This is a genomic window from Anaerolineales bacterium (genome assembly GCA_037382465.1).
In the GTDB taxonomy this organism is placed as follows: Bacteria; Chloroflexota; Anaerolineae; order Anaerolineales; family E44-bin32; genus WVZH01.
Genome location: JARRPX010000088.1, coordinates 1 through 9871, shown reverse-complemented (window position 1 = coordinate 9871; position 9871 = coordinate 1). Strand labels below are relative to the sequence as shown.

Here is a 9871-nt window from a genome sequence, read left to right as displayed (position 1 = left end):
ATTCCGGTTCCTTGAGAATACCGTATGCATTGAATGTGACGAGGTTTCGATCGGGGTTGATTTGATAGATGATGGGCATAGCTGTTCTTTCTCTACACAAACACTACTGCACGAATGGTCGTGCGCCGACAATTGCATTATATCCCTATCCGGGTCAAATATATATGTACTATACATAAATGAACGGGAAACAAGAATAGGCAATTGGTAAGAGACTGACTCGATACCGCGCCCGTGAGGGCGCGGTGCTGATTTTCTTTAGACAGCGCCGGATTGGCTTCCGGCCTAATAATTCGGATCTTCCCAGTTGCAAATAAGGAGTGTATCAGGCGGCAGGGCGACGTTCGAAAGCTGCAGGAATACTCTGCCCATTACACCAGGATCTCTCATGGTGATGGTAGGCTGTTCACCGGTGAATACATTATCGAAGTAGGTCCAATCATTATCCTCCCCCATGTCGACCTCGAGCGTACCGTACGCCAGCACCTCGGCCCATTTGACCTGCGAGAAATGCATGATCTCGACGATGTCCATCTTGAATTCGCAGTTGTGGAAAACCCCCCGCACTTCATAGGTCACGGGTACGATTACGATCGAGGACACCCCTACGAAGTCTCCTGCTCCGGCGAAGTTCCACTCGCTTTCGTCCTCCCAGTCAATCGAGAACTCACCTGAATCGACGTGTCGATTACCAATCTTCACGGGGAACTCCAACGGGATCGTAGTCTCGGCGGTCATCTCGCCCATGCCCATGGGAACAACGTGCTCGATGTACAGATCCGCAGTCCCATAGATCGTCTGCCCCATCGCCTCTTCGTATCCGGCTGGGATGTCCATCTCTTTATTGCAGGCGTCGAGCAGGAGCGTTGTGCATAACAACAGGAGTAGATAGAAAGCTAACTTCCGAATCTTCATCGTGTCCCTCCTCGATGGAGTCAGAAGTGAACGGACTTTCGAGAGAATTGGTTTGTCCCTCGATATGATTATACAGCAGGAGGTCTACACTTTAGTCAGGATCGTGTCGATTTATAATGATGAAGTTGCGTGTTGATCGTAATGTTGCAGAGGACAGGACCAAGATGAATGCCAAATCCCGTGTACTCGCGTTTCTTGTCGTGGTCGTGAGTCTCATGTCGATGGGCTGCGGCCCGGAGCGCATCACGCCGGAACTCGTCTTCGAGAACGTCAACGTGATTCCCATGACCTCCGAGACCGTTCTGGAAAACTACGCCGTCGTGGTGAAGAACGGCGAGATCAAAGCCGTCGGCAAATTCGAAGATCTGCACTACGGCCGCGAGGCGCAGATCGTCGACGCCGGGGGCAAATACCTGCTCCCCGGCTTCAGCGACATGCACGTCCATCTCACCGATCCGCAGGACCGTTTGCGGTTTCTGGCCGCCGGCATCACACTGGTGCGCAACATGTGGGGGAAACCCGAGCATCTGGTGGACGTGGCCCGCTGGGAGGCGGAAAATTTGCCCCATCCGGAGGTCTACACCACCGGCCCGCTGATCGACGGCAGGCCCGCCGCCTGGGTGGGAAGCCTGATCATCGAGGATCCCGCCGAGGTCGCCGGGGCGATCGAGCAGATGAAAGCCGACGGATACGATGCGGTCAAGGTGTACGACAACCTCAGCCTGCCCGTGTACGACGAGATCGTCCGACAGGCGGCGCGATACGACCTGCCCGTCGTCGGGCACGTGCCCTTCGTCGTGGGGTTGGAGCACGTCATCCAATCCGGGCAGCTTTCGATCGAGCACCTGCGGGGCTACACCCTGACCAACGACAGCGTGGATGCTGCGCTCGTCCGGTTGACGATCGAATCCGGGGTGTGGAACTGCCCCACCATCGTCGCCGCGCCCGAGAAGGCGGCGATCCTCCGAATTCTCTACGAAAACGGCGTGAGGCGTTTCGTTTCCGGGACGGACACGGGCATTGCCTACATCCATCCCGGGTCGAGTCTGCACGAGGAATTCAAGCGCCTGCACGAGGCGGGATTCACGCCCTACGAGGTGCTGTTAACCACCACCCGCAACGCCGCCGAAATGCTGGGCTACGAAGAACGCCTGGGAACCGTTGAGGTGGGCAAGGACGCCGACCTGGTCTTGCTGGACGAGAATCCGCTGGAGGACATTGCCAACACGTCTACGGTCGCCGGCGTCGTGGTGAAGGGCGTCTGGTTTCCTGAAGCGGAACTGCAGGAAATGCTGGAGACGGAATTTCAATCTGAAGGAGAAGGATAAACACTCCTCTTACCCCGCTATCCCGTTGTGAGATGGGAAGTATTCCTCCAGCCGATCATCGTGTCTGGGTAGAAAAGAAAGAAGTTCCAAGAGCAGAGATCAGGCCGTTCAAGGAACCATCCAGGTTTTTCCCCCGTCGTTCGTGATCAGGTAATCGCTGTCCACGAAACCGAACGACCCTTCCATGATCCCGGTTGAAGGCCCCGTGAAGATGACGCTGCGGATCAGCCGCTCGCTGCAGCAGTACCAGTCGGGAGTCAACTGACTCGGATCCCACACCGCCCAGCTTGCGCCGCCGTCGTGGGTAACCGCCAGCTTCCATCCGATCCAATATGCGTAGAACTGCTCGTCGAATCTCGCCAACGTTCCGCACGAGAAAGACGGGCTGATCGGTGTGACGTACATGACCTCGCTCCAACTTTCGCCGTCGTCCGTGCTGCTGAGTAGAAAGAGCCGCTGCTCGGCGTTCCAGCCGATTTCGGCGTAGGAGACGATTTCGAGCAGGCGTCCCTCTGCGGCCTGAAGCCTGCACTCCCGGCGCGGTTCCTCGACCAGAAGGCAGCCGGCGTACACCGTAAGAATGCCGATGATGGGGTTGAGTGCGGCAAATAACAGCATGGTGGGTCGACCTTCGTTCGGATCGGTCCACAAGCGTCTCGCCGCGAGCCAGACGATGGGCGCCAGCAGGCTGAGGCCGATAAACGTGCCCGCTGGAGAGGGTCCGCCCCACATGTATTGCACGGCGTAGACAAAAAACTCTCCGAGGCCGTGGACCACCCTGGCGAGTGCACGGGCCCGCATCAGCCAGACCAGGTTGCGATAATTCGGCGGGACGAGGTGGACCGCAGCGAGGATCGAAAAAGCGAGGCTGAAGAAGATCATATTCCGCTGGCGTTTGAACATCCGGAGATTTACCCTCTGGTGGGAGCCTGGTGGGAGCAGGGAACGCGGTATGCTGCTTGATTATACAATTTTCGCGAGGCATCGAGGTTCGATGATGCAGGCTGCCGTAAAGATCGACTTTCCGCCTGATTTGCAGCGTGGGAGGTTTCGTTTTTCGCGTTGGTGCTTTTAATTACGCGGCGAATCTTCAGCGCACGGCGTATCCGGCGGCATGCACGAGGCGCCGGATATCGCGCAGCCCGATCTTGCCCTTGAAGTACCTGCCGCCCTCGTTCAGGCGCTCGAGCGCGGCGCAAAGCGTCTCGGGATCGGCCTCGGCCACTTTTTCGGCGCTGTCGTAACCGGCGTCCGCGAGCATCCTGGCCGTCAGCGGGCTCACCCAACGAATCCTGGTAAGATCGGCCCAATTCGAGAGTGTTTTCAGGGTGGACGCGTCAACGCTTGTCGATTCTGCCAGCGCAGCGATGTTCCTGGCGTTTCGCGTCGCTTCGTATACCTCGGCCGCATTGCGTATGCCGTGCTTTTCGAGCTTTTCGTTTTCGCCTCGTTGCAGTCCATCGAATTCCTTCAGTGCGGCCGGCTTTGGAAAGTAGCCCTCGATCTCCCGCCGCAGCAGGATCAGGTAGTCCTTCTCGATTCCCGTCGCTGCCGATAGCGCATCCAGGCGTTTGGCGTTCTTGAGTTCATGGCGCAGATCGGCCAGCGTCTTCAGGCCGGCGTTTTCGAAGGCTTTGAATTTGGCGGCCGTTGCTTCCAGCAGCGAAATCCGGCTGGGAACGAGATCTGTGGTTTCGATCCGCTTGCGTATCTCATCAAGGCGGATTTTTTCGGCGTCGATGTGGTAGTTCATTTTGCTCACCTCAGGCCGTGAAACGACGAATGAACAAGCATGCCGCATCAGCAGAGATTATCTCAAAACGTCAGCCCCCTTAGCATCCAGAAAGTGGCCGATTAAGCCTCAACGTTCTTCCTCCCCCACAGCCACTCCTCCGCCGCTTCCAACGCCCGAAAGACGCGGTAATCGGGACGCACGTTCCACATCTCCACCACGAACATCTGCGTGAAGCCGTAGTGCAGATCCGAATGGGTCACCACGGCGATGCGGCAGTCGCCGAAGCGATCTTGCAGCGAGCGCTCCAGCTCGACGAAACGGCTGTAGAGTTCGATGGACAATTCGTGCCGCTCGACGTCACGGAAATCCAGAAGCTGGTCCATGCCGGGCTGGAGCAGGGAGTCGTGCGCGAGCCGGGTACGCGTGTCGATATAGTCGCCGGCACGCAGCGCGCCGTGCGCCTCGACGGTGACGAGATTGCGTTCGGGGTCGATTTGGTAGGTGATGGGCATTTTTGCCCCCTCCGGGCTCGATGACCGGCCGAATGGATGGCTTTGCCGACTTCAGCCTCGATCGTCGTCGGCGAAGAGCCAGGCTTCGGCCTCCGCCAGGGTGTGGAATACCTGTGTTTCTTTCGGGGACTCCCCCAGCTCGGCCAGAATCTGGCGGGTGAGGCCGAAGTGAAGATCGGAATAGGCAACGATCGCCTGGCGGCAATTTCCGAACAGGAGCTTTAAAGATTTTTCCTGTTCGACGAATCGATCGTGTCCTTCCTGTGTGAACACTTGTTTCTCGACGGCGCGGAAATCCGCAATCTGATCCATCCCGGGACGGAACTGCGGATCATCGACGATCATCGCCCGGCACTCCTTGTATTCGTGTTCCTCGAGCACGCCGGAGGCCGTGAAGATGATCAGCTTTCTTTCGGAGTCGATCTGATACGTGACCGGTATGGCTTCTTTCCCTTTCAACACCCAGGCGACCCGTGCAGTTCGTCGTGGGGTTTTTATCATATATCCAACTCCGTACTACGTGCAACAACGATCCGTACAGGGAAAGAGAATGTCGAACCTCGAATGAGATAACTTACAAGCGGCGACCGAAATAGAGGGGCTCTATTTTACTCTTCGGCATTCCCTGTTTTGATTTTATCGCGAGATGTGGTTGGATGACCAGCAAGCGCCACGAGCAATGAGAGAAGTAAAAGAATCATCGCTGGCATTATTGCGCGATTGAGCGAAACGTTTAAATAATCTCTGTATTGATTTGCTTTGTCTGCATAGGCGACAAAGAACAGCGTAAGCGTGAAGATGACACCGGTTGCTGCAGCCGTGAAAAGGGTAAGTGTACGTAGATCGAGTTTTCGATATCTAATTTGGCCGAGAAATCCAATCCCAAGGAAGACCAATACCGGCAGAATGTACCCCCAATCTTCTACTAAACGCAGTTTATTCCAGGTGTATTCCAAAAGAAAAACGAATGGTCGTAAACTGAATGAGTCATCGGCGACGGTCTCGGAAAAACGTTTGAGAGTAGCACCGATTTCACCAACCTGAAGGAATGCCGAACTAAAAATCAGGTAGGAAGCAGGAATCAACACGGCGGGGAGTAGCCATTTCGTAAGGCTAATCCGTTTTCGGACTATCAAAGTAATACCAATTGTTCCAATAATTAGTGATAAAGAATATCCCACACCTTCAGGTCTGGTCCAGGCTGCAAAAGCAAGCAGGTAGGTACCAAGAATTTGGTAGCTGGACCTTTGATGTGCGATTCCATTTGTGAAGTAAATCACACCTAGGATGATGTAGGTCGTGAAGATGAAATTGCTCCACCCTATTGTGGCGTGTGTGAAGACTATCGGTAAAGAGAATATCGTCAGCATTCCTATTGAGGCGTAAGGACTCTGGACTCGCTGCTCTCGTAGGGTAACAAAACAACCGAGTAATAATGAGGCACAAAATAGCGGAAGTATCAATTTTGAACCGGGCAGGATATCGCCGTCCACGAGTTTAAAGATGGCAATCATGATATGTATGTTCTGTGGATATTCTAGGTTATGGCCACCCCAATTTTGGCCGGCAAAGACGGAACCTTCAAGCGCGATCCCATATCCCTTTGTGGCCCAATTTACAATTCCATCATAGAGCGAATACCCACGCCCAACGGATATCAGGGTTCCTAGAACAAGCAAGAATACAAGCAGTGAAAGAGTGCCCAGAAATACCACTCGTGGGATCTTGGCATCCGGAAGCGATGACGTTAGGGATAATGTCTCAGTTTGGAGATTAACCCGTAAAGTAAAAAGTCTTTTAACAATGGAAATGGTAACAATCAACACGGTGTAGATGACTGCAATCGAGCTAAGTGTAAGCGGTATACCCGCCCATGAAGCCATGAAAATCACCCAGGTCAGCGTTCCGACACCTACGGGAATCCCGGTGATGATGGCATGGAGTTTGTCGTTGCCCTGAAAAACGATGGACGTTAATTGAAAGCCGAGATAAAAAAATAGCGCACAAATAATAATATCTAGTAGCAATGCTGTGGGAAGCGAGAACTCATGGACATCCTGTGTTTGATTGTGTAAGGAAGTCGTTGAAATTGGCGCGTATACACCATGATATAAGTAGGAGTCCGTTGTGTTCGGAATGAGTTCCTTATATCCTGCCATCGTCGCTGGGGAAGGGAACTCACCGATCGCTGGGACATAGCTGGAGTTATTTTGTAGACATTCGACACAATGGATCGAATAGAATTGTGGATCTTCATCACAACCACAATATATGACCCCCCTGGGCATGAGGAAATATTGCAGGATCGATTGTTGTGAGAAGAGGACAGACTGAGGTGGAACGACGATTTTCGCATTGTCGGGCACATTGGAAATGAGAAAATCCATATATTCATGCCCACTTGAACCAAGAATGAAGATTCCACTGCGTTCCATGGAAGTAAGTTGATAGGTCCGGGAGATTCGGCTAATCCACAACCTCCCGTCACCTTTAATCAGGCTGACGGTCTGATACATCGCCACGAATGCCATTAAGCAGATAACGGCTATCCGAAGACTCCGAGCGGAGAAGATGGATATTATTTTTTTCATAGCGGAAAATTCTAATTCCAGATATTTACCAGGAAGGATATATACTGAATAAAAACGTCGAACTTGTCAATATACAACAATCATGTTTGATAGTAGATAGGCGACAAAAGCATATTGATCTCGCCGATTCGTTTATGGACTGTCTCGAGAAAATTATTAATTCAGATACATTTTTATAGGAGTTACATCAATTCCTCGATGAGGAAATTCTCCGCATCCGCCAGATCTCTGAAATCTCGCACCTCGAGCTGTATTTCTCTCATTTTCGCAATGAACTTCTGCGCTAAGCCATCTCGTGGATCGAAGTTGGATACAATCGCCTGACGGAATCCTCACAACAACATCTATGATGTGATCTGGAAGTACTTGTTTCGACTGTGTCCTTCCTTTGTGAGCACTTGTTTCTCGACGATGTGAAAATCCGCGATCTGATCCATCCCGGGACGGAACGGCGGATCATCGACGATCGTCGCCCGGCACTCCTTGTATTCGTGTTCCTCGAGCACGCCGGAAGCCGTGAAGATGATCGGCTTTCTTTCGGAGCCGATCTGATACGTGATCGGTATGGCTTTTTTCCTCCCCGCATCCATTCTGCCGAACTCTGTCTATCTTATATCCAACGATGTCTTCCGCGCAAGAAGGCTTGCTCGATGGGCGCAGGATGATATTATCGCTTCGGATCGCCGATGCGGCGGCTCGGTTTCGTGACATAATAGCCAGGCAACTTGCCGGGGCTGCAGCATCGACTTGTCAAGAGGAGTATCACAATGGAACAACATTACCGCGAGTTGGCAAAGAAATTGATCTCCAAGTACGGCCCTCTTCAACGGGTGGAATTCCTGAGCCACTATCCCAATTTCGACATCGATTTCGTCTACCAAGGGGACACCGTGCATTCTGGACCGCGCACCGGGGATTACGATATCAACTTTCTGCGCTTCGGCTACATTGGCGAGGGACCGCGCTACGCGCGCGCTTTTCTGGATTCGTCGGGCATTCTGCTGTCCGTAAAACAGATCGAAGAACTCAAGCCGGGCGCGGTCATCGAGCCCGTGGCCGGGGGCATCAAAGTAAGCTATCCCAACGGGATCATTCGGCCGACGTGCTGGGCGTGTGGGGAAACCATCACCGAAGACGAACGCGCCTCCATCCAGTATCCACCCGGAGAAGGCGGCCGCGGGGTCTATGTACTCTGGCGGTGTGAACAGCAGGCGCGGGAAAGTACGAAAACCCGGAAGCCCTCCTTGTTTTCGCGTTTGACCAAGTTCTCTGTTCCCGCGAGGCACTCCTGGAAAGCCGCGCTGGGGGCAGGGATCGTCGGCATACTGCTCTTCTCGATCATCAGCACGAGAGCCGAAGAAACTCTGCAATTCATGGAAGTCGCTGCGCTAATTTGTGTGCTCGTGGCGGGCTATTATGGTTTCAAGGCCGTCGGCATCGAACCCCTGCGGCAGTGGCGCGTGAGTTGCCCGTATTGTGGGTACCGTTTTCAAACCCACTCGCTTCGCGATCCGGAAGTCAATCCCACCCTTACCTGCCCGCAGTGTGCTCGTGCGTTTCGCTGGTGAGCCGGGATGCGTCTCCGCGACGACGGATCGACTCGCAGCGGCGCGCAGCGCTGATCTCAATCGAGGCAGACTCAAAAACGCACCCGGGTTGGGTGCGTTTTTTCCGTAGTTCAGGCGGCGTTGGGTTCTTGCGCACCTGCCCAGCGTAAAGCGGCATCGAATTCTCGAAACACTTTAAATGCCGTGCGCGGATCGCTGCGGAAGGCTTCGAACATCCTCGCCAGTCCGAAATCGACATCACGTCCCGTGACGAAAGCAACTTTCTCCGGCGGTGCAGGTTGATTGGTCAGTACGAAGTCTGCCAACGCTTGAACTTCCGACGAGGAAATGACAAACTGCGCTTCCCGGAAATCCCAAACGGCGGATTTGCCTGCCCAATCGGTGTCGTTCCACAGCGCTACCACATCTTCCTTGGCGTCTCTGACACGCAGTTCTCCCGAGCAGGTTACGATGGCAATACCACTCTCCGGCTCGATCTGAATTGAAACATGCATGTGATCATCCCCTTTCACTGGACAATCGACAAGCTTATCCACTTCCATTCTACGTCATTTTGAGGCAAAGAGAAAAGAGATGGTGAAGCATCAGGGATTTCAGGGGCTTGGCAGCGCGAGCTGTTTCACGGAAGTTGCTCCCCGATTTAGATAATTCGCCGGCGCTTCATTCTTCTTCGCTGAAGAGCCACGCTTCGGCCGCAGCTATATCGCGGAATATTTCGATCTTTGGAAATGTGTCACGCATCATCATCTGATAGATGCGCATCATGCCGAAATGCAGATCGGATTGGGTCACGATGGCCTGCTTGCAGTCCTTCAACTTAACCTCGAGCGTCTCGTCCACCTTCATGCTGCGGTAGATCCCTTCCACCGTTATCTGGTGCCGTTCGACGTTACGATGATCGGACAAGATCTTCATGCCGGCCTGGAAGTCCACATCCGAACTGAGCTGGCTGCGGTAGCGAACCATATCCTCGTCTGTGACGACGCCTTCCGCCCGAGTCGTGACGAGGTTTCGTTCAGGATCGATGCGATAGTTTATTGGCACGGTCACCCCCCTCTGTTCTGCAATACCACCGGGTGAGCGGAACGTTCGGTTTCATCATATACCCACGCCTGCCCGTCACGCAAACGATGGGTCGATGATAGGGCGGAGAAGGCACCATAGAACCGGCCCTCATTTGTATGCCGGCGTGAGGGCGACTTTGCCTTCCGGCGTCGAGTCG

The 9871-nt window shown here is 53.8% G+C and carries 11 protein-coding genes; 2 read left to right on the top strand and 9 right to left on the bottom strand.

Annotated elements, in window-relative coordinates; translation table 11 throughout:
* Positions 1-285: 285 nt before the first annotated feature.
* Positions 286-915 carry a hypothetical protein gene (locus P8Z34_16010; GenBank protein ID MEJ2552177.1) on the bottom strand — a complete coding sequence of 210 codons (630 nt, stop codon included), beginning with the start codon at positions 913-915 and terminating at the stop codon, positions 286-288.
* A gap of 164 nt (positions 916-1079) precedes the next feature.
* Between P8Z34_16010 and P8Z34_16005 the strand changes: the two genes are divergently transcribed.
* Positions 1080-2243, top strand: a complete 1164-nt coding sequence (locus P8Z34_16005; protein ID MEJ2552176.1) for an amidohydrolase family protein — start codon at positions 1080-1082, stop codon at positions 2241-2243.
* 108 nt (positions 2244-2351) lie between these two features.
* On the opposite strand, the gene P8Z34_16000 is transcribed toward P8Z34_16005, so the two are convergent.
* From P8Z34_16000 to P8Z34_15975, 6 genes are all read right to left on the bottom strand, one after another.
* The gene (locus tag P8Z34_16000; protein ID MEJ2552175.1) at positions 2352-3146 is read right to left on the bottom strand and encodes a hypothetical protein; all 795 of its coding nucleotides are present in this window, start codon (positions 3144-3146) and stop codon (positions 2352-2354) included.
* A 187-nt stretch (positions 3147-3333) separates the two neighbouring features.
* Positions 3334-3996 (bottom strand): DUF4332 domain-containing protein, encoded by a 663-nt coding sequence (locus tag P8Z34_15995; protein ID MEJ2552174.1) that lies wholly within the window; start codon positions 3994-3996, stop codon positions 3334-3336.
* Positions 3997-4097: 101 nt separating this feature from the next.
* Entirely contained in the window at positions 4098-4490 is a 393-nt protein-coding gene (locus tag P8Z34_15990; GenBank protein ID MEJ2552173.1) for a hypothetical protein, read from the bottom strand.
* A 51-nt stretch (positions 4491-4541) separates the two neighbouring features.
* The gene (locus tag P8Z34_15985) at positions 4542-4991 is read right to left on the bottom strand and encodes a hypothetical protein (GenBank protein MEJ2552172.1); all 450 of its coding nucleotides are present in this window, start codon (positions 4989-4991) and stop codon (positions 4542-4544) included.
* 107 nt (positions 4992-5098) lie between these two features.
* Positions 5099-7081, bottom strand: a complete 1983-nt coding sequence (locus tag P8Z34_15980; GenBank protein MEJ2552171.1) for a hypothetical protein — start codon at positions 7079-7081, stop codon at positions 5099-5101.
* Between the two features lie 344 nt (positions 7082-7425).
* Entirely contained in the window at positions 7426-7671 is a 246-nt protein-coding gene (locus tag P8Z34_15975) for a hypothetical protein (protein ID MEJ2552170.1), read from the bottom strand.
* 177 nt (positions 7672-7848) lie between these two features.
* On the opposite strand from P8Z34_15975, the gene P8Z34_15970 reads away from it, so the two are divergent.
* The gene (locus tag P8Z34_15970) at positions 7849-8649 is read left to right on the top strand and encodes a hypothetical protein (GenBank protein MEJ2552169.1); all 801 of its coding nucleotides are present in this window, start codon (positions 7849-7851) and stop codon (positions 8647-8649) included.
* Positions 8650-8759: 110 nt separating this feature from the next.
* Here the strand turns inward: P8Z34_15970 and P8Z34_15965 are convergent, their stop codons facing one another.
* Together P8Z34_15965 and P8Z34_15960 are read right to left on the bottom strand one after the other, a co-directional pair.
* Complete coding sequence (locus P8Z34_15965) at positions 8760-9143, bottom strand: hypothetical protein (protein MEJ2552168.1); 384 nt, start codon at positions 9141-9143, stop codon at positions 8760-8762.
* 166 nt (positions 9144-9309) lie between these two features.
* Positions 9310-9693 carry an STAS/SEC14 domain-containing protein gene (locus tag P8Z34_15960; GenBank protein ID MEJ2552167.1) on the bottom strand — a complete coding sequence of 128 codons (384 nt, stop codon included), beginning with the start codon at positions 9691-9693 and terminating at the stop codon, positions 9310-9312.
* Positions 9694-9871 lie beyond the last annotated feature (178 nt).

What these genes read in the sequence shown, in the direction of transcription:
- P8Z34_15980 (MEJ2552171.1), bottom strand. Translation starts at nt 7,081, where the DNA reads ATGAAAAAAATAATATCCATCTTCTCCGCTCGGAGTCTTCGGATAGCC.
- P8Z34_16010 (MEJ2552177.1), bottom strand. Translation starts at nt 915, where the DNA reads ATGAAGATTCGGAAGTTAGCTTTCTATCTACTCCTGTTGTTATGCACA.
- P8Z34_15985 (MEJ2552172.1), bottom strand. Translation starts at nt 4,991, where the DNA reads ATGATAAAAACCCCACGACGAACTGCACGGGTCGCCTGGGTGTTGAAA.
- P8Z34_16005 (MEJ2552176.1), top strand. Translation starts at nt 1,080, where the DNA reads ATGAATGCCAAATCCCGTGTACTCGCGTTTCTTGTCGTGGTCGTGAGT.
- P8Z34_15990 (MEJ2552173.1), bottom strand. Translation starts at nt 4,490, where the DNA reads ATGCCCATCACCTACCAAATCGACCCCGAACGCAATCTCGTCACCGTC.
- P8Z34_15970 (MEJ2552169.1), top strand. Translation starts at nt 7,849, where the DNA reads ATGGAACAACATTACCGCGAGTTGGCAAAGAAATTGATCTCCAAGTAC.
- P8Z34_15975 (MEJ2552170.1), bottom strand. Translation starts at nt 7,671, where the DNA reads ATGGATGCGGGGAGGAAAAAAGCCATACCGATCACGTATCAGATCGGC.
- P8Z34_16000 (MEJ2552175.1), bottom strand. Translation starts at nt 3,146, where the DNA reads ATGTTCAAACGCCAGCGGAATATGATCTTCTTCAGCCTCGCTTTTTCG.
- P8Z34_15965 (MEJ2552168.1), bottom strand. Translation starts at nt 9,143, where the DNA reads ATGCATGTTTCAATTCAGATCGAGCCGGAGAGTGGTATTGCCATCGTA.
- P8Z34_15995 (MEJ2552174.1), bottom strand. Translation starts at nt 3,996, where the DNA reads ATGAACTACCACATCGACGCCGAAAAAATCCGCCTTGATGAGATACGC.